The sequence below is a fragment of the Deltaproteobacteria bacterium genome, from assembly GCA_020848905.1.
Lineage (GTDB): Bacteria > Myxococcota_A > Polyangia.
This window is the reverse complement of record JADLHG010000004.1, coordinates 113199-137678: the sequence shown is the minus strand read 5'-3', so window position 1 is coordinate 137678 and position 24480 is coordinate 113199. Positions and strand designations below refer to the sequence as shown.

The 24480-nt window shown below is 69.1% G+C and carries 19 protein-coding genes and 1 tRNA gene; 9 read left to right on the top strand and 11 right to left on the bottom strand.

Annotated features, from left to right (window positions below):
• Positions 1 to 18: 18 nt before the first annotated feature.
• The 9 genes from hslU to IT371_01320 all read right to left on the bottom strand — a co-directional run bounded on the left by hslU (position 19) and on the right by IT371_01320 (position 10005).
• Positions 19 to 1386 carry an ATP-dependent protease ATPase subunit HslU gene (hslU, locus tag IT371_01360; protein MCC6746273.1) on the bottom strand — a complete coding sequence of 456 codons (1368 nt, stop codon included), beginning with the start codon at positions 1384 to 1386 and terminating at the stop codon, positions 19 to 21.
• Positions 1387 to 1391: 5 nt separating this feature from the next.
• Entirely contained in the window at positions 1392 to 1976 is a 585-nt protein-coding gene (hslV, locus tag IT371_01355) for an ATP-dependent protease subunit HslV (GenBank protein MCC6746272.1), read from the bottom strand.
• Positions 1973 to 2905, bottom strand: a complete 933-nt coding sequence (locus IT371_01350; protein MCC6746271.1) for a tyrosine recombinase XerC — start codon at positions 2903 to 2905, stop codon at positions 1973 to 1975. Before IT371_01350 ends, hslV begins: the two co-directional genes overlap by 4 nt.
• Before the next feature lie 58 nt (positions 2906 to 2963).
• Positions 2964 to 4277 (bottom strand): PhoH family protein, encoded by a 1314-nt coding sequence (locus IT371_01345; GenBank protein ID MCC6746270.1) that lies wholly within the window; start codon positions 4275 to 4277, stop codon positions 2964 to 2966.
• A 5-nt stretch (positions 4278 to 4282) separates the two neighbouring features.
• Positions 4283 to 6448, bottom strand: coding sequence for a diguanylate cyclase (locus tag IT371_01340; protein MCC6746269.1), 2166 nt, complete (start codon positions 6446 to 6448; stop codon positions 4283 to 4285).
• Positions 6449 to 6451: 3 nt separating this feature from the next.
• Positions 6452 to 6745, bottom strand: a complete 294-nt coding sequence (locus tag IT371_01335) for a septum formation initiator family protein (protein MCC6746268.1) — start codon at positions 6743 to 6745, stop codon at positions 6452 to 6454.
• A 68-nt stretch (positions 6746 to 6813) separates the two neighbouring features.
• Positions 6814 to 7233, bottom strand: a complete 420-nt coding sequence (locus IT371_01330) for a biopolymer transporter ExbD (GenBank protein MCC6746267.1) — start codon at positions 7231 to 7233, stop codon at positions 6814 to 6816.
• Positions 7230 to 7940 carry a MotA/TolQ/ExbB proton channel family protein gene (locus IT371_01325; GenBank protein MCC6746266.1) on the bottom strand — a complete coding sequence of 237 codons (711 nt, stop codon included), beginning with the start codon at positions 7938 to 7940 and terminating at the stop codon, positions 7230 to 7232. Before IT371_01325 ends, IT371_01330 begins: the two co-directional genes overlap by 4 nt.
• Before the next feature lie 76 nt (positions 7941 to 8016).
• Entirely contained in the window at positions 8017 to 10005 is a 1989-nt protein-coding gene (locus tag IT371_01320; protein MCC6746265.1) for a hypothetical protein, read from the bottom strand.
• Positions 10006 to 10201: 196 nt separating this feature from the next.
• On the opposite strand from IT371_01320, the gene IT371_01315 reads away from it, so the two are divergent.
• From IT371_01315 to IT371_01295, 5 genes are all read left to right on the top strand, one after another.
• Complete coding sequence (locus tag IT371_01315; GenBank protein ID MCC6746264.1) at positions 10202 to 11041, top strand: hypothetical protein; 840 nt, start codon at positions 10202 to 10204, stop codon at positions 11039 to 11041.
• A gap of 76 nt (positions 11042 to 11117) precedes the next feature.
• Positions 11118 to 11909: a tetratricopeptide repeat protein gene (locus IT371_01310; GenBank protein ID MCC6746263.1), complete on the top strand. Its 792-nt coding sequence runs from the start codon at positions 11118 to 11120 to the stop codon at positions 11907 to 11909.
• A 46-nt stretch (positions 11910 to 11955) separates the two neighbouring features.
• Positions 11956 to 12031, top strand: a tRNA-Ala gene (locus IT371_01305).
• A 126-nt stretch (positions 12032 to 12157) separates the two neighbouring features.
• Positions 12158 to 13435 (top strand): citrate synthase, encoded by a 1278-nt coding sequence (locus IT371_01300; protein ID MCC6746262.1) that lies wholly within the window; start codon positions 12158 to 12160, stop codon positions 13433 to 13435.
• Positions 13436 to 13562: 127 nt separating this feature from the next.
• Positions 13563 to 15044 carry a response regulator gene (locus IT371_01295; protein ID MCC6746261.1) on the top strand — a complete coding sequence of 494 codons (1482 nt, stop codon included), beginning with the start codon at positions 13563 to 13565 and terminating at the stop codon, positions 15042 to 15044.
• Positions 15045 to 15059: 15 nt separating this feature from the next.
• Here the strand turns inward: IT371_01295 and IT371_01290 are convergent, their stop codons facing one another.
• Positions 15060 to 16226, bottom strand: a complete 1167-nt coding sequence (locus IT371_01290) for a hypothetical protein (GenBank protein MCC6746260.1) — start codon at positions 16224 to 16226, stop codon at positions 15060 to 15062.
• A complete protein-coding gene (locus tag IT371_01285) occupies positions 16223 to 17836 on the bottom strand; it encodes a protein kinase (GenBank protein ID MCC6746259.1) in 1614 nt (537 codons plus the stop codon). The genes IT371_01290 and IT371_01285 overlap by 4 nt, the downstream gene beginning before the upstream one ends.
• Before the next feature lie 132 nt (positions 17837 to 17968).
• Here IT371_01285 and IT371_01280 point away from each other — a divergent pair, with 132 nt between their 5' ends.
• The 4 genes from IT371_01280 (at position 17969) to IT371_01265 (ending at position 24463) form a co-directional block, all read left to right on the top strand.
• Complete coding sequence (locus tag IT371_01280) at positions 17969 to 20347, top strand: VWA domain-containing protein (protein MCC6746258.1); 2379 nt, start codon at positions 17969 to 17971, stop codon at positions 20345 to 20347.
• Between the two features lie 27 nt (positions 20348 to 20374).
• The gene (locus IT371_01275; protein ID MCC6746257.1) at positions 20375 to 21283 is read left to right on the top strand and encodes a hypothetical protein; all 909 of its coding nucleotides are present in this window, start codon (positions 20375 to 20377) and stop codon (positions 21281 to 21283) included.
• Positions 21284 to 21516: 233 nt separating this feature from the next.
• Entirely contained in the window at positions 21517 to 22095 is a 579-nt protein-coding gene (locus IT371_01270; GenBank protein ID MCC6746256.1) for a hypothetical protein, read from the top strand.
• 67 nt (positions 22096 to 22162) lie between these two features.
• On the top strand, positions 22163 to 24463 hold the full coding sequence (locus tag IT371_01265) for an AgmX/PglI C-terminal domain-containing protein (protein ID MCC6746255.1): 2301 nt from the start codon (positions 22163 to 22165) through the stop codon (positions 24461 to 24463).
• Positions 24464 to 24480 lie beyond the last annotated feature (17 nt).

The window sequence follows — 24480 nt, the reverse complement described above, 5'->3', positions numbered from 1 at the left end:
GGCGGGGCGGGACACCCCCTACAGGATGTAGCGAGAGAGGTCGTCGCTGGCCAGGACCGCCTGGAGCCGCTCATTCACGTAGTGCGCCGTGACCGAGATGGTCTGGGGCCCGATGTCCGGCGCCTCGAAGCTGAGCTCCTCGAGGAGCTTCTCCAGGATCGTGTGCAACCGCCGTGCGCCGATGTTCTCCATGCGGTCGTTCACCTCGGCGGCGATCCGGGCCACCTCCGCCACCGCATCCTCGCCGAACTGGACCTGGATCCCTTCGGTGGCCAGGAGCGCCTCGTACTGCGCGCAGAGCGCGTTCTTCGGCTCCGTGAGAATGCGGATGAAGTCGTCGCGCGTGAGCGGCTGCAGCTCGACGCGGATCGGGAAGCGGCCCTGCAGCTCCGGGATGAGGTCGGAGGGCTTCGCCACGTGGAAGGCGCCCGAGGCGATGAAGAGGATGTGGTCGGTCTGGACCGGGCCATACTTCGTCGTCACCGTCGAGCCCTCGATCACTGGGAGCAGATCGCGCTGCACTCCCTCGCGGCTCACGTCGGGTCCCCCCCCGCCGCTCTCCCGGCTCGAGACCTTGTCGATCTCGTCGATGAACACGATCCCCGAGTTCTCCACCCGGCGCACCGCCTCCTTCACCACGTTCTCCGAGTCGATGAGGCGCGCCGCCTCCTCCTCCTCGAGAATCGCCTGCGCCTCGGGAACCTTCAGCCGCCGCTTCTTGGTCCGCCGCGGGAAGGCGTTGCCGAACATGTCGGAGATGTTGACGACCATCTCCTCCATGCCGTGCTGGCTGAAGTTCTCGAAGACCGGCACGGTGCGATCCTGCACGTCGAGCTCGACCTCGCGGTCGTTGAGCTTCCCGTCGCGCAGGAGCTGGAGCATCTTGCGGCGCGTCCCCTCCACCGGCGGGCGCGCCCCCCCCGCCTCTTCGGGACGGTCGGCGAAGGGGTGATCCGATGGCGCTTCGGGCAAGAGCAGGTCGAGCAACCGCCGTTCGGCGTGCTTCTTCGCCTCGACGCGCACGCGCTCGCGCTCTTCGCCCTTCACTAGGTTGATCCCGATCTCCGTGAGGTCGCGGATCATGGACTCGACGTCGCGCCCCACGTACCCGACCTCGGTGAACTTCGAGGCCTCCACCTTGATGAAGGGGGCCTGCGCGAGCTTCGCCAGCCGGCGCGCGATCTCGGTCTTCCCCACCCCGGTCGGCCCGATCATGATGATGTTCTTGGGGTAGATCTCGTCGCGCAGCTCGGCCGACACCTGCTGTCGGCGCCACCTGTTGCGCAGCGCGATGGCCACGGCGCGCTTCGCGTCCCGCTGCCCGATGATGTAGCGATCCAGCTCCTGGACGATGGCCCGGGGCGTCAGGGATTCGGTGGTAGCGATGGCCTTCACGACAGCTCCTCGATGACCAGTTCTCGGTTGGTGTAGACGCAGATCTCCGCGGCGATGGTCATGGCGGACTCGGCGATCGACCGGGCGTCGAGCTCGGTATGCCGGACGAGCGCCCGCGCTGCGGAGGTGGCGTACGATCCGCCCGACCCGATCCCCACCACGCCGCCGTCGGGCTCGATGACGTCGCCGGTCCCCGATAGCAGGAAGATGCGCTCGCGATCGGCGACGATCATCAGCGCCTCGAGCCGTCGCAGGAGCCGATCGGTGCGCCAGTCCTTGGCCAGCTCCACCGCGGCCCGCGTCAGGTTGCCGCCGTACTCCTTGAGCTTCGCTTCGAAGCGGTCGAAGAGCGTCATGCCGTCGGCGGCGGACCCGGCGAAGCCGGCCACGATCCGTCCTTCGGCGCTGCGGCGCACCTTGCGGGCCGTGCCCTTGACGATCGTTCCGTTCATGGTGACCTGACCGTCGCCGGCCATCACCGTGACGCCCTTGTGTCGGAGCGCGAGGATCGTCGTGCTCCGGATCTCGGGTCTCAGCGTGAGCTCGTGCTCCGCCCCTCGACGATGGATCCGCGTGCTCATGGCTTGGCCTTCTTCTCCCGCACCGCCACCGCGCGTGGGTGGGCAGCGTCGTAGACCTTCATCAGGTGGTCGATGCTCACGTGCGTGTAACGCTGCGTGGTCTGCAGACTGGCGTGGCCGAGGATCTCCTGGATCGAACGAAGGTCGGCGCCTCCGTCGAGGAGGTGGGTCGCGCACGAGTGTCGCAGCGCATGCGGACTCACGCGGCCGCGGGTCCCCGCCGCGAGGCCCGCACGCCCCACGATGCGCGCCACCGACCGCACTGTCAGCCGCCCGCCGCGCTGGTTGAGGAACACCGCGTACGGATCCTGTCCACCGTGCTTCGGGTGCCGGAAGCCGCCGCGCGCCGCGAGGTAGAGCTGGAGCGCCTCGACCGCGGGTCGCCCCATGGGCACCACGCGCGCCTTGTCTCCCTTGCCGTGCCGCACGCGCACCATCGCCTGATCCAGCTCCAGGTCCCCGAGGTCCAGCGCGCAGAGCTCGGAGACCCGGAGCCCCGCCGCGTAGAGCAGCTCGACCATCGCCCGATCCCGAACGGGCGCCGCGTCGTCGCCCGCCACCGCTCCCACCAGCCCAAAGGCCTCATCCACGCTCAGAAAGCGCGGCAACACCTTGGCCCGTTTGGGCATGGATACCAGCTTGACGGGATTGTCGGGGCGTACGCCGCGTCGCACCAGGAAGGCGCCAAAACTCCTCAGACTGCTCAGTTTCCTCGAGATGGTGCTCGCGTCATTCCGCTCGAACAGCGAGGCAAGGTAGCCACGCACCTGGGGGATGTCAAGGTCACCAAGGGCGGGCTCGCGACCGAGTCGCGCCCGCAGAAACGCCATAAATTCGTCGAGGTCGTGCCCGTAGGCCCGCGCGGTGTGCGGTGAGAGCCGGCGCTCGTGGAGCAGGCTGTCGAGGAAGGCCCGCGCGTGGTCCTGCATGCCGCCCTCGCCTCTCCAGGGGAGTTGGTTCCGGCGGGGGTGCCCTCCCCCCGAGCGGTCAGAGCATGTTCGCGGCCAGCTCGGCGAGCTCGGAGCGCTCACCCTTGAAGAGCGTCACGTGGCCGGCCAGCCGCTCGCCCTTGAACCGCTCGACGACGGTCGAGAGGCCGTTGCTCGCCGAGTCCACGTACGGGTTGTCGATCTGGTAGGGGTCGCCCGTGAGGATGATCTTGGTGTTGTCGCCCACGCGCGTGATGATCGTCTTCACCTCGTGGGGGGTCAGGTTCTGCGCCTCGTCCACGATCATGAACTGGTTGGGGAGCGAACGCCCGCGGATGTAGGTCAGCGGCTCCACCTCGACGTAACCCAGGTCGAGGAGCTCCCGGTAGCCGCGCTCCTTGCGCTCTCCCTTGGCCCCCCCCATGAGGAGCTCCAGGTTGTCGAAGATGGGCTGCATCCACGGGTTGAGCTTGTCCTCGAGGTCCCCCGGGAGGAAGCCGATGTCGCGGCCGAGCGGGAAGATCGGCCGACTGACGAGGAGCTTGTGGTACGCGCGGTCCTCGACGACCTTGTGCAGCCCGGCGGCGATGGCGAGCAGGGTCTTGCCCGTCCCGGCCTTGCCCACCAGCGTGACGAGCTTGACGTCGTCCTGCAGGAGGAGGTCGAGGGCGAAGGCCTGTTCCTTGTTGCGCGGCCGGATCCCCCACACCCCGTCGCGTACCCGCCGGAGCGCGACGAGAGTGCGGTGCTGATCGTCGTAGCGCGCGAGCGCCGCGTGACCCGCGTTGGCCTTGTCCTTGACGAGCGCATACTCGTTCGGCAACAGGTCGCCGGGCGCGGGCATGACCCCCTCGGAGTAGAGGCGGTCCACCATCTCGCCCTGCACCTCGAGGTCGCGCACCCCGCTGTAGAGCTCCGAGATCTCCACGCGCTCGTCGAGGTAGTCCACGGCCTGCAGACCGAGCGCGTCCGCACGAATGCGCAGGTTCACGTCCTTCGTCACGAAGATGACCGGGACGTTGGGGCTCCGGCGCTGCTCCTCCTGCGCGACGGCCAAGATGAGCTCGTCGGCGCTCAGCCGCGGCCGCTTCCCCTCCACCCCCTCGGTGGGCGAGCGCACGAAGGCTACCCGGATGCGACCCCCGCTCTCCGTCGGTACGCCGTCGGAGAGCCGCGCGCCGTTCGAGCGCAGCTGGTCGAGGTACCGGGTAAAGACTCGCGCGTTGCGTCCCCGCTCGCTCAGCTCGCGCTTGAAGCCGTCGATCTCCTCGAGGACGTAGATCGGAATCACCACCTCCTTGTCCCCGAAGTGCTCGACGGCGCGCGGATCGTGCAGCAGGACGTTCGTGTCCAGGACGAATCGTTTTTCCAAGTTTTCTATCCGGCTCCCGCGTGGGCTCGTGCGCCTCGCATCTCCGCGTACCGGACGGTCCGGTTACGCCCGCTCTCCTTCGCCTGGTATAGCGCCTGGTCGGCCCGTTCGACCAGCGTCTCTTTCTCGCGCCCGTCTGCCGGGTAACTCGCCACCCCGAGGGAGACAGTCACGCGGAAGGGCCCCTTCTCCGAGCTCATGACCTGCGCGGCCATCTGCTCGCGGATGCGTTCGCAGAGCAGGCGTGCCCCGGCGCTGTCCGTCTCCTCGAGCACGATCGCGAACTCCTCTCCTCCATAGCGCGCCGCGAGATCCACGCGCCGCACCTGCTCGGCCAGCACGCCAGCCACGCGTCTCAGTACCTGGTCGCCCACGGGGTGACCGTACGTGTCGTTGACCGACTTGAACTTGTCCACGTCGGTGAGGATGAGCGAGATCGGCTTGCCGTGCCGCTCGGCGCGCTGGAGCATCTCGGCGAAGCGAGCCTGGAAGGTACGGTGATTGGGCAGGCCCGTCAGGCCGTCCGTCGTCGCCATCTCCTCCATGCGCTTGTACATCTTCGCGTTCTCGATCGACACCGCCACCTGATTCGTGATCACGCCCAGCATCTCGCGCACCTCCTTGGGGAAGCGCGATTCGCTGCGCGACGCGAGCACGAAGGTCCCCACGGCGTTGTCGTGCACGATGAGCGGCAGCACGACCAGCGAGGGGGTCGAGCCGATGCGGAGTTTGCGCGTGAAGACCACCGCGTCGCGCTCGCGTGGGCCGTCGCCCGCCGGCAGGAAGTGCTTGTTCTTGACCACCATCGCCACGAGCCCCGCGTTGTCGCCGAACTCTTGCCCCTCGAGCGTCTCGCGGTCGTCCCCGTAGACGCGGCAGATCGTATGGACCCCGCGCTGCCGGTCGTGGAGGGTCACCGCGGCGAAGTCGAACTCCACGATCTGCTGCGCCGCCGAGAAGGCGGTGTCGTAGACCTGGGCGAGCGTGAGCGCCCCGTTCAGCATCGCGCTCGCCCGGTAGAAGCGTTCGTGCTCGAACTTGGCGCGCTCCACCGCGCAGAAGACCCGTTCCGTCTGGATCGCGCGCAGGATCTGCCGCGTCGCCTCGACGAGGAGCTCCTCCTCCATCTCGGTGAAGGGGCGATCGCTTCGCCGGTCGGCGCAGAGCACACCGCGCAGGTGCCCATTCTCGAGCACCGGGACGCCCGCGAACGCACCGACCTCCTCGGGACCCGCGTAGTACGGGATGGCCTTGGCCCCCTGCCGCGGCCGCCTCAGGTTGAGCAGCAGCCGGTTCTTCACCACGCCGCCGAGCGCCCCGGCCTGCGCCGGGATGGGAGTTTCCGTCACCAGCGTGCTGTCGGTGACGAGCTCCTTGATGCGCAGGCGCTCCCCGCTCCCATCGAGCCAGAGGAGCACGCAGGTCTGCAACTCGAGCGACTTCTTCAGCATCTCGAGGACGAAGTACATCTGCTGATGGATCGCCTCGACGGCGCCCCGCGCCAGCTTGGACTCTTCCTGCGGACGACTCCGCACGCCGCCGCTCGCGAGCGAGCTCGAGATGAGACGAAAGTCGCGCGCCTCGTCCCGGAGCGCGCGAATCTCGGCCGCCAGCCGTCGGTCGTGGTCGCGACGCCGCTTCTGCACCTCGAGCTGCAAGAGCACGATGTTGGCCCCGGCGAAGAGGAGGATCGCGCCCCCCCGGAGCGCCGGTTCCGTCCATCGGCCGGGGAGGTCCCCCGCGGCGAAGTGGAGCGCCCCCTGCAGGCCGAGCGCGGCGAGCGTGAGGACGGCAGCCGCCGGACGCTCGTTCACCCCCACGAGGTAGGCCACCGAGAGATACGCGGCCGGCTGCAAGGGAGAGGACGGGCCGCCGGTGAGCTGGAGCCCGATGTAGACCGTGGAGAGGAGCCCGAGCCCGGTCTCGATCTGGTCGACCGCCCGCGTCAGCCTGGAGGCACGGGCCGGCCTACCGAGAAGAAGGCGCTTCAGGACGAGCCCGAGGGAGACGCCGCCAACGGCCCACCGGAGCCACGGCGCGTGTGGGAACCACGGGGCGGCGAAGAACCCGAGCCCGAGCAGGATCGACGCGCCGAGAGCCCACAGCAGCCCGTGGCGCGTGGCCAGCCATCGCCGGACCGCATGGGTGAGCTTCGCCAGACCGCGTCCCATGATCTACTCGAACTGGAAAACGAGGTCGCCCGGGCGCACGAGTCCGAGCTCGTCCCGGGCGACGCGCTCGATGGCTCGCCGACCGTCGGTGAGCCGCTTCACCTGTCCCCGAAGACGCTGGTTCTCCTCCTGCATCGCGGCGTTCCCGCGGTCGAGGCGGTCGAGCTGCTGCTCCAGGCGATGGACGCGGCCCACGCCGCTCGGTCCGTAGGCGCGGTACGGGAGGTATCCGAGGCCCACGGCGAGGCCGCCGGCGAGAGCGAGGCGCAGAACCCAGCGGTGCGAGGCGGGGGACATCTGCGTCATTATAGGAAGGCCCCTGCGGCGGGCCAAGAAACGTGCACCCGCGCCGCAGGGTCGCGGGCCTACTGACCGGCTTGCGTGGCGACTCCCAGGCGCTTGTAGCCCACGGCCTTCGCCGCATCCATCACCTTCACCACCTGCCCGTGGTAGCTCAACCGGTCGGCCTGGATCAGCACGCGCGCCCCCGGACGCTGCGCGAAGGACTTCTTGAGCGCCCCCACGAGGTCGCTCGCCGACACCGTCTTGCCGTCGAACTGGATCGCGCCCTCGCGGGTCACGACCACCACCACGTCGCGCTCGGGAGAGGAGGTCGCCGTGGCGGACGACTTCGGCAGCTCCACCCCCACGTTCGGCGTCGCGACGAAGGAGGCCGTGAGCAGGAAGAAGATGAGCAACTGAAAGATGCAGTCGATGAGGGGCGTGATATCCAGTATCACCGGCGGCCGCCGAGGCCGGAAGCCCCCCTCCTCCCTGAAGCTCATGCGTCCGCCTGCTGCCCCGCCCCCGCGACGGGCGGCGCCTCGCCCGGCGGGAGAGCGCCTGCCCGGTCGCTCGCTGGCGCGCGCGAGGCCGCGAGCAGGTCCACGATCTCCATCGAGTCCTCCTCCATCTCGACTGCGAGGGCGCTGACCCTCCCCTGGAGGTACCGGTAGCCGACGTAGGCCGGGATCCCCACCATCAGCCCCGCGGCCGTGGTGATCAGGGCCTCCCAGATCCCCGAGGCCAGGGCCCCGGGGCTGACCCCTGCCCCCTTCGCGGCGAGCCCTTCCACCGCCTGAAAGGCCTTGATGAGGCCGGTCACCGTACCGAGGAGCCCGAGCAAGGGCTCGGCCGCAGCGATGGTGCCGACCAGCTCCAGCCACCTCTCGAGGTAGGTCACCTCACGCCGACCAACCTCGGTGATCGCCTCCTTGACGTCACTGCGCGGCTCTCCCGCGTGCTTCAGCCCGGCAGCGACGATGTTGGCCAGGGCGGAGCCGTTCTCCTGGCAGAGGACCTCGGCCTCCGAGAGCTTGGCCTCGCGCACGAGCGCCCGCAGCCGCTGGCGAAACGCGCCGGGGATGACGCGCTCGCGCCGGAGGGCCCAGGCCCGCTCGAGGATGAGGGCGAGCGCCACGACGGAGCCAGCCACGATCGGGTACATGACCGGGCCGCCCTTGAGAAAGAGAAACTCGTAGATCTTGTACATGCGCCTCGTCCCCGAGCGGTGACCGTGCGACCGATCCCTCTCTGGTCTATCGCGGCCCCCGCGCGGTTGCCCGGCGTCAGGGGGTGACGATCGACAGCCCTCGACTCGTGAGCACCCAGAGACGTCCTTCGAGGTCCACGCGCAGATCGCGCACCCCGTCCCCGGCCAGCCCGTGGACCGAGGTGATGCGCAGCGTCTTGCCCCCCTCCCACCGGACCAGCCCCGCGTCGGTGCCGACCCACACCGCGCCCCCCCGCCGCACCACCGCCCGCGCGGTGGCGCTCAACGCGTCGGCGAGGCCGAAGCGCCATTGCCGCCCGTCGTAGCGCCCGAGCCCACGCTGCGTCGCGGCCAGGAGCTCCCCCGCCGGCCCACGGTCGATCGCGTAGAGCAACTCGCTCTCCATCCCCTCGTTCTCGGTGAAGAGGTCGACCCGCTGGCTGCGCACGCGACACGCTCCGCTGTCGGTCGCGAGCCAGGTTTCTTCCCCGGAGAAGTAGATGTCTCGCACGTCGTCGGGGAGGGCGAGGCTTCCCGCGGCGCGGTCCTCCGTCGGTAAGAGCGTGCTCCGGTGGTAGAGCACGTTCCCGTCGGGGCGCAGCACGGCCACTCCCCAGGGGCGGCGCTCGCCGTCAGCGTCCACGTACTGGAGCCCCACCCAGAGCTGGCCCGTCAGGTCGTAGCGGGCGAAGCGCACCTCTCCCTTTCGACCGGGGGGCAGGGTCAGCTTCGCCTCGAAGGCCTTGTCGAAGCGGTCCCCCGCGAGCCGGCTCATCACGACCGACCGTCCCTCGGCGGGCGACCACAGCGCGACCACCGCGCCGGCGCTGTCGGTGAGAAAGGCGTGCACCACCGCCGCCTCAGGAGTGACGACGAGCGGCGAGAAACGCCCCTCGCGGTATCGGAAGGCCCTGCCCCCGCCGGCGAGGTAGCAGGTCTTCTCGAGACACCCGAGCTGCAGCTTCTCGCCGTCGCCCGTCAGATCCAGCGTGCGATACCACTTCACCGAACGCCCGTCGTAGAGGGCGGCGCCGGCCGCACGGGTTCCGATGAGGACCTCGCGGCCGTAGCCGACGATCACCGTCGGGTTCGGCGGGAACCAGGTGTCCACACGCGCGGTGGCGAGCTCGGGCATCGGCAGACGCGAGGGCATCACCGGAGACCGGCTTCCCGCGAGCCGCAGCGGGCCGGCCCGAGAGCTCGACCGTCCGCCGGGGGCCGCCACGGGGGCAAGAGTCCGCACCGCCACGACGCGGCCTCCCGCCGAGAGCAGAAGGTCGTCCCCGACGGCGCTGACCCAGTCGAGTGTGTCCTGCGGCTCCACGTCGTACGAGGTCCAGTACGTGCCGTCGAAATACGCCAGGCGTTCGCGCTGGTCGTCGCGCCCCACGACGAGGAGCGCCCCCGTCGCGGAACGCGCCATGCTCCGGACGTGCCGCACGACCTGCCCCTGCGCGGCGGTGAACGCGACGAGCTTGCCGCCCACGAAGCGGTAGACGCCCTCCCCGGCCGTGCCCACCCAGAGCCCGTCGGCCTCGAGGTCGGGGAGCAGCGCGGTGATCTTCGCCCCCGGCAGGTGCGCCCGCCACGCGCCGTCGGCCAGGCGCCCGAGGCCTCCCGGCCCGCCGGCCCAGACTCCATTTTCCGTCGCGACCATGGCGGTGACCCGCGGGCCCGGGACCGCCCCTACGGGCTGATTACTCCACACCCCGGCGCGGTGCTGGCTGATCCCGCGGTCCGTGGCGACCCAGAGCCCCGACCGCGGATGGCCCGCGATGGCCGTCACGCGGTCGCTCGCGAGCCCCTGGGCCTTGGTCAGGCGAACCCACTCCCCGCTCCGACGGTGGAAGCGGATCACCCCCCCCGGTGTTCCCGCGTAGAGGTGCTCGCCGAAGGCCGCGAGGGAGGTATAGGGGAGCGTCTCGCTGAACGCGTGCAGCTGGCTGAACCCGGTCTCCCGGGGAGCCTCCGTGTCGGTCGGCAACGTCCCTTCCGCGCCCCCGCCGTGCTTACAGCCTGCGGCGAGCAGCCCGAGGAGGCTTGCACTGAGCCAGAGCCTTTTCATCGGACGATCCTCTCGGCTGAAGCGAGACCGGGGCGCCACACCAGACGACGACACGCACCCACAAGGGGTCTGGGTACCAGGGCCTGGCGAGCCGTGTCAAGGACGGGGCCCAGCCGGCGCGCGCAGAGGCCCCGACCCGCAACCGACAGTGGTCCTCCGACGGACGGATGCTACGCTCTAGAGGAAGGCAGTGCCGATGTACCGTCGAGATCGCGCCCTGGGAGTTCGTGCGGGAGGACGCCTCCCGACGACGATCGTGATGGCAGCGCTGTCGCTCGCGCCGACCCTCGCCGGCGCGCAGCCCGAGCTCGTCACGGGCCAGACCCATCTCGTGCAGGTCAGCCCCGCCCCGACGGGCGGCCTCGAGGCCGGCATCCCGCGCAGCGGCTGGTACGCCCGCGCCACGGAGCTGGACCTGCGAAGCCAGTGGGAGGAGTCGTACCAGGCGTATCAGCGCGCGCGCGACGAGTTCCGCCAGCTCCTCGTCGAACGGCCCCAGCTGCAGCGCCTGCTCGACGGATGGGTGGCAAAGGCGGAGTTCCAGATGGACCTCAGCCGCAACCTCCAGAGCAACGCCACCTACCTCGCCCTCGCGGCCTATATTCCGGCGAGCACGCGGTACTATTGGGCCGAGCACAAGCACAACAAGTGGCTCGCGATCCGCGCCTTCACCGGGCAATCCCACGCCCGGCTGCTCGCCGAGGTCCTCGCCGACTACCAGCGCGTCATCGCCCAGAGCCCGACCTACTACTACGTGCAGCTCGCTCGACTCTCTCTGGCCGCGCTCCTCCACGAGACCGGCCAGCGCCAGCGGGGCTGGCAGGAGTTCAGCCGGCTCTCGCACCCCCTGCCGAGCTGGCTCGACGTCCAGCTCGCCCACTACTACGTCGCTGCCGGACACCTCGAGCGCGGGTTCCGGACGCTGCAGCGCGTCTCGACCCACAACCGGTACGGGCTGGCGCACATCTTCCGCTCGAACCAGTTCGACCCCTTGCGCACCGACCCACGTTTCCAGCGCCTGCTCGCCGCCCCCTGACGCTCGCTGCGCGCCGCCGAGGAAGGGTGGCCTGCGACCCCTCGTAGGCTGTCGCAGGCGTGCTATGGTGCGAACGATGAAACGGTCGCTTCTCCCGCTGTTCGTGGCGCCCTTCTGCCTCGGCTGGGCCGTCTCGGAGCCTGGCCTGCCGACGGGGCAGAGCCACATGGTGCAGGTGACCTCGAGCCCCACGGCAGGCCTCGAGGCGGGGATCCCTCGACGGGGCTGGTACGCCAAGGGGATCGACCTCGACCTCCAGGGGCGCTGGGAGGAATCCTACGCCGCCTATCAGAAGGCCCGCGAGGAGTTCGTGGAGTGGCGCCGCCAGCGCCCGCGGTGGGCGAAGATGATCGACGGCTGGCTGATGAAGTGCGACTACCAGCTCGAGCAGTCGAGCCGGCTGCGCTATCGCCCCTACCACACGAGCTGGCGCTACCCGTCGTCGGCGGCGAGCAACTACTACTATCGGGCGACCGCCAAGCACAACAAGTGGCTCGCCATCCGCGCCTTCACCGGGCAGGCCCACCGCAAGCTCATGCAGGAGGTCCTCGAGGACTACCAGGCGGCGCTCAAGCAATACCCGACGCATCAGTCGGCGCGCCTCGCCCTCGCCACTGCCTACCACGAAGCCGGTCAGGCGAAACGCGCGGTGCAGGAACTCCAGAAAGTGCCGCGACCCATCCCTCGATGGCTCGCGCTGCAGGAGGCCTACTACCACACGGCGGCGGGCCAGGTGGACCGCGCCTTCGCGTTGCTCAGCGACGCGATGGCCTACAGCAGCAGTTCGAGGCTGCACATCCTGCGCAGCAACGACTTCGACCGCCTGCGCGCCGACCCGCGTTTTCGCAGGCTGGTCGGTGAGCCGTGACGCTGTTGACAGCCACGATGCAAGCTGCTAGGACACCCACACCTCTGGGGCTGTAGCTCAGCTGGGAGAGCGCATGACTGGCAGTCATGAGGTCGTGGGTTCGATCCCCATCAGCTCCACCAGGTAGCCGTTCGAAACCCCGCCGTGCTCCGCACCGCGGGGTTTCGCTTTTTCGCCCCCCCTTGAGATCCCCACGTCCCAGGCGTAGAGTGACACCTCGCGTCAACCCCCTAGACCTGCGAGGACCCATGGGCACAGCCAAACTGATCGTGGAAGGCCAAGAGTTCGAGCTTCCAATCATCGAGGGTACGGAGGGCGAGCGGGCAATCGACATCGGCAATCTTCGGGATCGAACGGGGCTCATCACCCTGGATCCCAGCCTCGCGAACACGGGCGCGTGCAAGAGCAGCGTCACGTTCATCGACGGGGAGAAAGGAATCCTGCGCTACCGAGGCTACCCCATCGAGGAGGTGGCCTCGCGGGCCCGCTTCACGGAGGTCTGCTACCTCCTCATCTACGGACACCGGCCGAGCAAGGAAGAGCTCACGAAGTTCCGCGCGCAGATGACCTATCACACGCTGATCCACGAAGACATGAAGAAGTTCTTCGAGGGTTACCCGCCGACGGCTCACCCGATGGCCATCATGGCGGCCATGCTGGCCTCGCTCTCGACGTTCTATCGCGAGTCCGACCGTCCCGAGGACATCGAGCTCAACATCATTCGCATCCTGGCCAAGGCGAAGACCGTCGCCGCGTTCTCCTACAAGAAGTCGATCGGCCAGCCCTTCGTCTACCCGCGCAACGACCTGAGCTACCCCGCCAACTTCCTGCGCATGATGTTCGCAGTCCCCGCCGAGGACTACCAGGTGCCGAAGGTCCTCGAGGAGGCGCTGAACGTCCTGCTCATCCTGCACGCCGACCACGAGCAGAACTGCAGCACCTCGACCATGCGCATGGTGGGCAGCAGCGAAGCGAACCTGTTCGCCTCCGTCTCGGCTGCGGTCTGCGCGCTCTGGGGGGCACGCCACGGTGGCGCCAACCAGGAAGTGATCGAGATGCTGGAGCAGGTGCACGCGGCCGGCGACGACTGCAAGACCTACCTCAGCAAGGTGAAGGATAAGAAGACGGGCATCCGGCTGATGGGCTTCGGCCACCGAGTCTACAAGAACTTCGACCCCCGGGCGAAGATCCTGAAAGCGGCGGCGGACCGGATCTTCGACCAGCTCGGCATCTCGGACCCCACGCTCGAGCTGGCCAAGCACCTCGAGGAGGCGGCGCTCTCCGACCCCTACTTCGTGGAGCGCAAGCTCTATCCGAACGTGGACTTCTACAGCGGGATCATCTACCGGGCCATGGGCATCCCCACCAACATGTTCACGGTGATGTTCGCGCTCGGGCGGGTACCGGGCTGGATCGCCCAGTGGAAGGAGATGCGTGAGGATCCGACGGGATATCGGATCCAGCGTCCGCGCCAGGTCTACATGGGGGCGACCAAGCGGACCTTCGAAGACTGGGGTACGAAGTAGCCTCTCGCCGTCGCACCGGCTACGGGCCGGTGCGGCGCCTCCCCCACCACGCCCACCGCACGCCCTGGCTCAAGGCCGCGCCAGAGCTGTCGATGGAGTTAGTACGGGTTCGAGCAGGAGGGACAGAATGGGGAGCATGGAACAGCCGGCGCGCATCCTTCTCGTAGACGACGAGCCGCTCATCCTCTCCGCCTACCAGCGGACCCTGCGAGGACTGGGGGTCGAGCTCGAAGTCGCGGAGGGGCCGCTCCAGGGGCTGAGGCTCCTCGAGGGACGGGCCGCGGACGTGGTCATCGCCGACTACCGCATGCCCGGCATGAACGGGGACGCGTTTCTCGAGCAGGTCCGGCAGCGCTGGCCCGACACGGTACGCATCCTGGTGACGGCGTACACCGACGTACATATGGTCGAGGACGTCGTGCGGCGCGGAGGCGTGTTCCGCTTTCTCACCAAGCCCTGCGAGGCGCAGAAACTGAAGGAAGCGGTCAACGAGGCCATCGACCAGCACCGTCGGGTGCTCGCGACCCACCGCGACTCGGCCAAGTTGAAGCTCGACCTGCACAGTTATCGGCACCTCTTCGACAGCTCTCCCGAGCCGATGATGATCGCCGACCTGGACGGCCGGCTAGCCGAGGTGAACGAGGCCTTCAGTCGCTCCGCGGGGGAGAGCCGCGAGGAAGCCCTGCGCGCACGCCCCACGATCATGTGCGGCCGTGAGGCTCCGGGGTGCCCCTGGGAGACGATCCGCGCGTCCCTCGAGCGGGACGCGCAGTGGTCCGGTGAAGTCCGTCACGGCGATAGGTTCGCGCTGCTCAGCATCTCCACGCTTCGGGACGGCGAGGGGAAGCCCTACGCCTACGCCGCGATCGAGAAGGACGTCACGGCGCAGCGGCACCTCGAACAGGCCAGCCGTGCCGCGCAGTACGAGGTCATCCTCGCCCTCGCGAAGCTGGCCGAGTACCGCGACCCCGAGACGGGAGCGCACCTCGAGCGAATGCGTCGCTACAGCCAGACCCTCGCGCGGGAGATCGCTCGCTCGCCCAAGTACCAGGGCCAGCTCGACCCGGACTACGCCGAAGCCATCTTCTACTCGAGCCCGCTCCACGACATCGGCAAGGTAGGTATCCCCGACTCCGTGCTGCTCAAGCCCGGCAAGCTCACGCCCGAGGAGTGGGTGACGATGCAGCGGCACGCCAACATCGGGGCCGAGGTGCTCGCCGTCGCCGGAGACACGCTGTCGCACAAGACCTGGCTGGCGCTGGCGCGCGTCATCGCGCTGCAGCACCACGAGAAGATGGACGGCTCGGGGTACCCGAACGGCCTCAAGGGCGAGGAGATCGACATCTCGGCGCGCGTCGTGGCCCTGGCCGACGCCTACGACGCGATCACCTCCCGGCGCGTCTACAAGGCCGCGCTTCCGCACGAGGAGGCGAGGCGGCGCATCCTCGAGTCCTCCGGGTCGCACTTCGATCCCGACGTGGTGGAGGCCTTCCTGCGCTGCGAGGCGGAGTTCGTGGCGATCAAGGAGCGCTACACCGACCTCGAGGCGGAGGAGCTCCACGAGAAGGAGCGCTACCTGAGTCTGGCCCACGCGCCTGCGGCAAGCTGAGGGCCCTCGCGCCGGCTACGGACCGACGATCACGGTCCCCGACACCCCGACGATCCACGCCACGTTGGTCCCGAGCGGACCCCCGTCCCGCGGCACGCCCGCGTCGAGGCGACCGGTGCGCGCCGTCCCCCAGATCCCCTCCAGGCGACGCGCCGTGATGCAATCGTAGAGGTCGAACGTCGCGCCGTTCGTGTACGAGGGACCTCCCGAGACGCGGAGGAGCGAGCCGTCCCAGCCCACGACGTAGATCACGCTGCCGTCGTCGGCGGGGCCCCACACCGCCCTGAAGAACTGCTTTGGCGTCCCCTCGACCGCCTCCCACTTGCTGCCGTTGAAGTGCAGGAGCGTGCCCGCGAGGCCCACCGCGTAGACGTCGTTTCCACCGCGCCCCCAGACGGCGCGGAGCTGCTTGGCCGTGCCGGTCTGCGCCTTGGTCAGGCCGGTGGACGAACCCGAGAGCACCGTGCCGAAATCGCCCACGATGAAGACCTGATTGGGGCCCGCTCCCCACACGTCCGCGAGCTTCTCCTCCACGCCGCTGGCGACGCGGGTCCAGACCGTGCCGTTGTAGAAGACCACCGCTCCGCGGTCGCCGGCCGCGTAGACGGCCTGCGGTGCCGCCCACACGCCCCAGAGGTTGCGTCGCGCGGCCACCGCGGCGTCGCCGGTCGGCACCCCGCCGTCGGTCGACACGAACACCGTGGGTGGCGGAGAGCGGTCCTGCCACGTCTGCCCGTCGAACTGGAGCACGGTCCCGCCGAAGCCCACGGCCCACACATCGGTCGCGGACGATCCCCACACCGCCGTCAGGTCCTGCTTCGTCGGTGTCGCCTGCGCCTTCCAGGTCTTGCCGTCGTAGTAGATGACCTTCCCCTGCGAGCCCACCGCGAAGACCTGCGTCGGCGACGCGCCCCACACGTCGAACAGGTTGGCCAGGCCGCCGCCGGGGCCGAGGCTCACCGCTTCGCCGGGATCTTCCGGCTTCCAGTTGTGCGGAGCGCCGTCGCTGCAGCTCCTCCCCGGCACGCCACCGTCGGGAGTCGGCGCGCGCGCGTCGGCACTGACACCGAGAGGCTTGCACGCCGCGGCAGCGAGGGCCAGGAGCGCGACCGCGAGCACCCGCGCCGTCGCGCGATGGGGCGGAGCGTGACCGCGACCGGTCGTGCGTTCGCGCGTCCTCATTGCTGCAACGACACCGCAACCGTCTTGGTGTTCCCCGCCTCCACGTCGACGGTCACCTCGCGGCTCAGCCCGAGCTCCGGATTGACGAACTTCAACCGATGGCGCCCGGGCGCGACCTTCACGCCGTAGATGGGCGTGTTCCCGCGCAGCCGGCGCCCGTTCAGGTACACCACCGACCAGGGCCAGCTGTTGCAGTTGAGTGCCGCGACCTCTTCACCTCGGGCGGGCGCGGTGCCACGCCCCGCGCGCCGGTGCGGCGCGGGATCCTTCGGCTCGCGCGCCTCGGGGGGCGCCTCCGGAGCCGCCGTCGCTCCTCCCTCCTCGGCCTTCAGCGAGGGAGGCACGAGGTGCTCGGTGGGCGGCGCGACCGGCGGCGTGGAGGGCTCGCGACCGGTCAGCGTGGCCCCTCCGTGCGGCTCGCCGAAAACTCCCACCCAGACGGCGATGCCCAGCGCCACCGCTGCCGCCAGCGCCCCCGCGACCCAGGGCCAGGCGTGCCGCTCACGCTTCGGGCGCGTCGCGGCCTTCGCCGCCGAGATGGCCACGGTCCCCATCGACAGCAGGTCCTCGGTGCTCGCGGTGGCCGCATCCACCTTGATGCCCGCCTTCGCGAGCTGGAGGAGCAACCGGTCGCGCAGGGCGTCCGACGACGGTCCGGCCTGGGCGAGCTCCCACGCGAAGAGATCGCGCATCACGTGACCGAGCTTCTCCGCGGTGTAGTCCGGCCATCTCCCGTGGAGGTACTGCGTGAGCGCCACCTGCAGGTCCCCCGCCCGCTGATGGCGCTCCGCGGGGCTCCGAGCCATGGCCTTGAGCACGATCTGGTCGAGCGCGAAGTCGACCTCCGGATTGTAGTGGCTGGGCGGCTTCACCTCGTCCGTGCGCGCGCGCTCGAGGATCTCCGCTTCGCTCTCACCGTCGTAGGGCCGCCGGCCCGAGAGTGCCTCGTAGAGCAGCGCGCCGAGGGAGTAGATGTCGCCCCGCGGAGCGGCCGGCTCTCCGTCGAGCTGTTCGGGGGCGAGGTAGCAGGGCTTGCCGCGGACCACGCCGTCGGCGGTACCGGCCTTGGTCGCGGCCAGCGCGATGCCGAAGTCCGTCAGCTTCACCTCGCCGTTGTACGAGATGAGCACGTTGTGCGGCGTCACGTCGCGATGGATGACGGCGCGGTTCGTCCCGGTGGCGTCCGTGTACGCGTGCGCGTACTGCAGGCCCTTGCAGACCTCCGCCGCGATGAAGAGCACAGCCGGCACGTCCAGCCGCTGTCCCCCCTCGGCCACGCGACGCAGCACCTGATGCAGGTTCTGCCCCCGGATGTACTCCATCGCGAGGAAGTAGACGCCCTCCACCTCGCCGAAGTCGAAGACCTGGGTGATGTTGCCGTGCGTCAGGGGCAGCGCGATCTTGGCCTCTTGCACGAAGAGCGACATGAAATCGCTGTTGCTCGACAGCGCCGGCAAGATGCGCTTGATGCACAGATGCTTCTCGGCCCCGGCCGCCGTAGCGAGCCGCGCCCGGAAGACCTCCGCCATTCCCCCTTTCGCGAGCAGCTCGAGAAGCTCGTAGCGGCCGAAAACGGTGGGCTGCGTCGGCTGAGGACCCGCCGCACTCACATTAGGCTCCGTCTCGAAACGTCCATCCTCTGAGTGGTCAGCGGCGTCGACCCTCTGCCAGCGACGGGTTTCCCGCCCGGCGGCGCACAAAGCGTGCTACAGTGTGAAGCACTCCAAGCATACCCAGAGACGATGACCTATCGCAAGCCTGTAGTCGGCCTTCTCGTGGCCACGGCGCTGACGAGTGCCCTCCTCGGCGCGTGCACAGACGCTGGCCTCTATCAATGGAAGCGAGACCCCTACCAGGCGAACAAGCTCACCGTCTCCGGAACCGTGTGCAGCGACGATCCCCGGCAGAGGAACTTCCCGGTGAAGATCCTCTTCATGATCGACACCAGCCAGTCGCTCGCCTCCGACGCCAACGACCCGAGCGGCTTCCGCGGCAAGGCCGTCGACGACATCACCACCACGTGGGGCAAGAACCCGAACTACTCGTTCGGCATCATCGCGTTCGGCGCGAAGGCGCGAAATCTGATCGACGAGGGATTCACGCGCGACTCGTCGAAGCTGAGCTCCGCCGCGGCGTCGGTCCAATCCTCGGGGGGCGCCGGTACCGCCGCGGGTTGCATCGCCGGAAGGTGCCGCGACCTGCGGGCCGCGATGAGCCTCGCCAACAGCATCATCACGGGGGACATCCTCTCGGGGAATCCGGGGCTCGTCGCCCGCACGACCTACGTGCTCGTGCTCTTCTCGGGGGGCTCGCCCGTCCCCGCGATGAGCCGCTGCGCGTGCCGCGACAAACAGACCGAGACGCTCGTGGACAACTGGCAGGGCTGCCCGTGGACCGAGTGCGACGGCTGCAAGGTCACCTGCCCGGCCAGCACCACGTGCAAGGACACCCAGTGCTTCCCGGTGTGCAACCCCGAGTGCGACGACCGGCAGTTCTGCGACACCGACTTCGTGTGCAAGGACAAGGACGACAGCTTCAGCGGGAACCCGACGGTGCCACCCGTGTCGGGGCAGCCCGTCGGCATCCCGGACACGTTCACGCAATGGTACCTCCCGGCGAAACACGGGCTCGACGCCTCCAAGCTGGGCGGCGCGAAGAGCTGCCAGCTCGCCTGCGTCTATCCCGCCGGAGGGCACCCGGATTCCTGCGAGGAGCGGCAGCTCATCGCCACCGTGCGCGAGCTGCGCGACTTCGCGAAGAAGAACGGCGCCGCACAGCTGCAGCTGCACACCACCTACCTCCCCGACAAGGAGCAGCGTCAGGCCCCGGACCCGTTCCTCCCGCCCTGCAACGACCCCGCCGCCGACGAGGCGCGGACGGTGCGCCTGCTCAGCGAGATGGCCTTCGCCGGCGACGGGGGATTCACGCAGTTCGGACAGGCGAGCGCCATCACCTTCAAGGACGTGGATCTGCACACCAGTCGGGACGCTCTCGTGATCAAGGAGCTCGTCGTGACGAACGCCAACGTCATGACCGACGCGCAGGGGATCCACGCCGACTCGGACCAGGACGGGCTCCCCGACGAGGTGGAACAGAAGATCGGGCTCTGTCAGAGCGACCGCGATACCGACGGCGACGGGCTCGGCGACGCCGTGGAGGTGAAGCTCTCGACGGATCCGCTGGTCCCCAACGACCCCGTCGAATGCGTCGACCTCATCGCCACGCAGACGCCGGGAGAGGATCTGTGCAAGCCCGGCACGAGCAAGAGCTGGAAGACCTACGAGGACAAGGACAAGGACTCGCTCAACGCCTGCGAGGAGCGGCTCCTCGGCACCGAGGATTCGCTGTTCGACAGCGACGCGGACGGGATCCCGGACAAGGTGGAGTTCGTGGCCGGGACCAACTACCTCGAGGTGGATCCCTTGCGCGACGCCGACTTCGACGGGGTGGTGAACCGCGAGGAGGTTCGCGGCCACACGGACCCACGCTCGAACGACGCGCAGGGGCAGCTCGACCTCGCCTACCGCTACGAGGAGGTGGACGAGGGGGTCAAGACGGTGCACAGCTACAGCCAGCCCCCGACGATCACCGGGGTCATGCTCAAGAACGTCTCGGCGCAGTCGGCTCCCGGCGTGGGGTACCTGCGCTTCAACCCGGGCCCGCCCCCGACGCTCTCCTGGCGCAGCCCGGCCGACATGGGACCCGGCGGGGACTTCGGGCCGCCCGTCGACATCAGCAAGAACAACAACGAGGGCTACCAGCTCGTCTCGAAGCCCAACAAGGAGCACTTCGTCACCGTGCTGGTCGAGGGTCCGGCCTCGTATCCGCCGAAGGAGCTGATCGACAAGATCGTGATCAGCGCCGCCCCACGCAATTGCCTGCGGTTTCGAGTTCGTAACATCACTTTGCTCGACACGGCGAAGGACCCCGAGCTCAAGACCACGGGGAACAACACCGTCTTCATCTTCTTCGCCGAAGCGCCGAAGAACGCGAAGGACGGCTTCGGCATCTTTCGCGTGGCGAGCGTGCGACTCAACTACACCAAGGGTCCCCCCGAATCGCGGACCCCCAAGGCCGCAGAGCTGTCGTTCGCCGACGACGACTTCGTCCTGTTCGAATGAAATGAAATGATCGGAAAAGGCACCCTCATGCACGACCCCAAGGCGGGCACCGGGCCGCGTGTCGAACGCAGGTGGCCCCTGCTCTCGATCGCGCTCGTCGCCCTCGGCTGTTCCGGAAGCGGAAGCTACGGCAGCTGGACCAACGAGGAGACGGGCACCGTCACGGGGCTCCCCGAGGCGGCGCTCCTGCGGGGCCAGCTCACGCTCGAGAGCCAGCGCACCCTCGGCGGCGCCGCGCCGAGCAGCATCACCGCGGCGCTGCGGCTCGTGGACACCACGCAGGGCTACCGGGTCTCGCGCACGACGGAGGGGATGGCGTTTCCACCGGCCTGCTTCGGGCTCACCGGAGCGGTGCAGGAAACCTGTCGGCCGGGCTTCTCCAAGCCCTGCCCCCAACAGCCGCTCGACGTGGACCGGGCGGAGCTCTCGTCGCCCACGGCGGCGGTGGCCTTGAAGCGGAACAGCGCGGGGAACTACGGGGCCGAGGCCGTGCCCGAAGCGATCTTCAACGGCGAGCTCACCGCGAAGGTGACGGGGAAAGCCGACAAGGGGTTCTTTCCGACCTATCAGCAGACGCTGAGCCCCCCCGAGGCGATCGAGCTCGAGGTCCCCGACTTCAAGACGCCGCCGCAGGTGGGCGGAGCCGACTTCAAGCTCCAGTGGGTCCCCGGGAACGGAGACCACGTGGAGATCACGGTGCGGGTGAAAGACTCCCCAATCACGGACAAGGTCGTGTGCCTCGTGCAGGACGACGGACGGCACGCCATCAACGCGGGGGCCTTCGAATGGTTCCGCAACGGGGACCCGCCGCTCAAGGCCCAGGACATCTTCCTCGTCACGGTGAAGCGCGTGCGCGCCAAGGTCGATGCGGTCGACGCGAAGACCAGCGTGCAGCTCAAGAGCTCGAGCCAGGTCGAGTTCGCGGTGGCGCAGTAGGCCGGCGAGGACGGTGGGCCATTGAGTTGGGGGGGGCGGCACTGGATCTCAGGATCGCGATCATGTTAACCTCTCGAGGCGCATCACTCTTTGCCGACTGCCCCCTGGGCTCGCCGTCGCCCCTTGCTGCAGCGTGGTGCGACCCAGGCATTGGAAACGGGGCCGAGGAGCGGTGCGAAGTCCGGAGCGCAGCAGAGCTCGCGTCGCCGGTACAGCGGAGAGCCAAATAACCGATGAACGTCATTCCCCACACAGAAGTCCTCGTGGACCACCGCCCTGGCGCGCGCTGCCTGCTGAAGCCCATCACCCTCGCAGCCGTGATGGTTCTGGTGGGCCTCGGCGCGCTCGAGGCCAGCGCGTCTCCGCGCTTGGACGTGCGCGAGGGGGTGCCGCGCCTCAGCCCCCCGTCGGGACCGGTGCTCGTGGCCTCCCGCCGCCGCCGCAAGCGTCCGACGGTGGCGCCGGTGGTGCGCAAGCCCAAGAAGGGCGGCGCCAAGGCGGGGGGAGCCAAGGGAGACGCCGACGCGAGCGAGGGTGGCTCCGAGGGCGCGGACGGCGCCGCGGCGGGCGGCGGCAGCGAGGGGGGGGAGGGAGGCGGCCAAGCTTCAGCGCCGCCTCCGTCGGCTGGAGCGCTGCAGCGGGGCGCACGCGTGGAATTCGACGGCCGCCTCGTGCAGGGGCAGATGGCCAAGTCGGGCGCGATCTACCTCTTCGCCCGCAAACGCAGCCAGCTCCGCAGCATGGTCAAAGAGCGCACGGACTACCGCAAGGAGATCCTGCGAACCGTCTATCCGAGCTACGAGTCGAACTGATGCACGTTCTACCTTTCGCCCCCCGCGTCCGGGACGCCCGAGACGAGCGCACAGCCCACGGGTGCCGATGAGCAAGCGCGAAGCGGGCGCGGTCGAGGTCTTCGTCTTCAAGGGCAGCCGGTTCCTCGGCTCGCGCTGCTTCACGCAGCGAACGATCGTCATCGGTCGCGGCTCGGGGGCGACGCTGAAGCTCAGCGATCCGGGGATCTCGGAGAAGCACGCCATCGTGCGCGTCGAGGGAGGCACGGTCGTCCTCGCCGACAACAAGAGCAAGACGGGCGTGTACGTGAACGGCGAGCGCATCGACGTTCGCAAGATCAATTCGTTCGACGAGATCACGATCGGCTCCTTCCGCATCAAGCTGGCGCTCATGGGCTCCGAGGAGGAGGACCACGGCTTCGGCCACGAGCGCAGCGCGACGGACACCCAAGGGGGGCTGCACCCCGACCTCCAGGAGGCGGGCGACGACGAGGGACGGACGCGCGTCCGGGCAGCGCCCGAGCCCGAGGAGGCCCGCACGGGGGCCACGGTTCCCCGCATCACGCCCGCCGCGCGACGGAAGAGCCCGTCAGCCGTCGTCGGTGAGAGCGACGCGCCCGCCCGGGGTCGCCCGGCCGAGCCCAAGGGGCGGACGCGCGCTGCACGAGGCGACCAGGGGGCCGAAGAGGAGTTCGCAGCGGATCCACGCACGCGCCGGGAGGGTCCGGGCAAGAAGGCCCGCCCCGCCGCGCGACCGCCAGCCGACGAGACGGACGAGCCGGCGGCCAAGCGTAAGAAGGGCCTTTTCGGTCGCGCGCGCCCCGAGGAGGACGAGGAGGAGCTGGCCTCGGACCACGGGCAGGACACTATGGCCGAGCTGGATCTCGGCCCGGCCCCCGCCGACGTGGCCCCACCGGGCGGCGCCCTCGGTGACGACGAGGACGAGGACGAGGCCTGGGTGCCCCCCTTCTCGCTGCTCGAGAACGTCGTGCGCGAGCGGTTCAAGACCCAGCTCTCGGCCGCGGGAGAGGAGATCGTCGAGGTCATTCGCTACCGCGACGGCGACATCCTCGACCTGATGCGCGCCGAGGCGGGCAAGGGCGTCTCCGTCGGCCACGACGACTTCACCCTGGTGGTGATGGAGCCCGACGGTCGCGCGCAGCTTTACTTCCAGAAGGGCTTCTCGGGCACGGTGGTGAGCGGCGGGAAGGCCCGGCCGATCAAGAAGCTCTGCGTGGACAAGTATCTGGTGAGCGAGAAGGACGAGCTCTACGCCGTCGAGCTGCAGGACAAGGACTACGCCCAGGTGATCCGAGACGAGGCGGGCTACCTCGTTCGGTTCGTTCGCCCACCGCTCGTTCCGCAGGCCCCGTTCAAGCCGCACTTCAGTCTGCAGGGGGTCCAGGCCTTCGTCGGCAGCCTGGCCTTCCACTTCCTAGTCTTCGTACTCCTCGGGTTCACCTCCTCGAGCAGCGAGGAGCTGAAGGTAGCGGACGACGCCGAGCGCTTCGCCCAGGTCGACATGAAAGACCTGAAGATGGAGAAGCCGCCGGAGGAAGAGAAGAAGCCGGATCCCGAGCCGGAGCCGGAGCCCGAACAGCCGCCCGAGACGGTGCCCGAGAAGCCGAAGAAGATCGAGCAGCCGAAGCACACGCCGAAGAAGCCAGTGAAGGTGGTCCGGCAGCCGGAGCCGAGGGAGCCCTCCCCTCCCCGCCCGAGCAAGGAAGAGCGGGCGCGCGCGGCAGCGCAGCAGAAGCAGGTCGGGAACGTGCTCTCGGCCCTGCAGAACATCAAGCCCGCGGGCGGCCCCGGCCGCGCCGACCTGAAGTCGCTCGCCAGCAACATCTCCGCGGTGCGGGCCCCCTCCGGCACGGCGTCCGACTTCAAGGTCTCGGGGGTGATCGGCAAGCTTCCCGGCAACGCGGTACGACTCTCCGGCGGCTTCGGCGGATCGGGCGGCCGCGACACGAAGGTGGGAACGCAGCTGCTGCGCGGGTCGAACGTGGGCTCGATCAAGGCCATCGCCGGCACCGGGACGCGCGTACGCGGCCGGGTCGGCAAGGCGCCGACGCGCGCTATCTCTGCGACGGGCGGCGTCCTCTCGCGCGAGGCGATCCAGAAGGTCGTGGCCGAACACATGGCCGCCATCCAGGCCTGCTACGAACGCCAGCTCATCCACAATCCGGGGCTAGCCGGAAAGGTCGTCTTCGATTGGGTCATCTCCACCTCGGGCAGCGTGTCCTCCGCGCGCATGGTGTCGTCCAGCGTGGCCAACCCCGCGGTGGCCTCGTGTATCTTGGGTGAAATCCGTACCTGGCACTTTCCCCAGCCCCAGGGGGGCTCGGTACAAGTTCGCTACCCGTTCGTCTTCCGCATCCAGGGCTTCTAGCAGACCGGGGCTTGCGC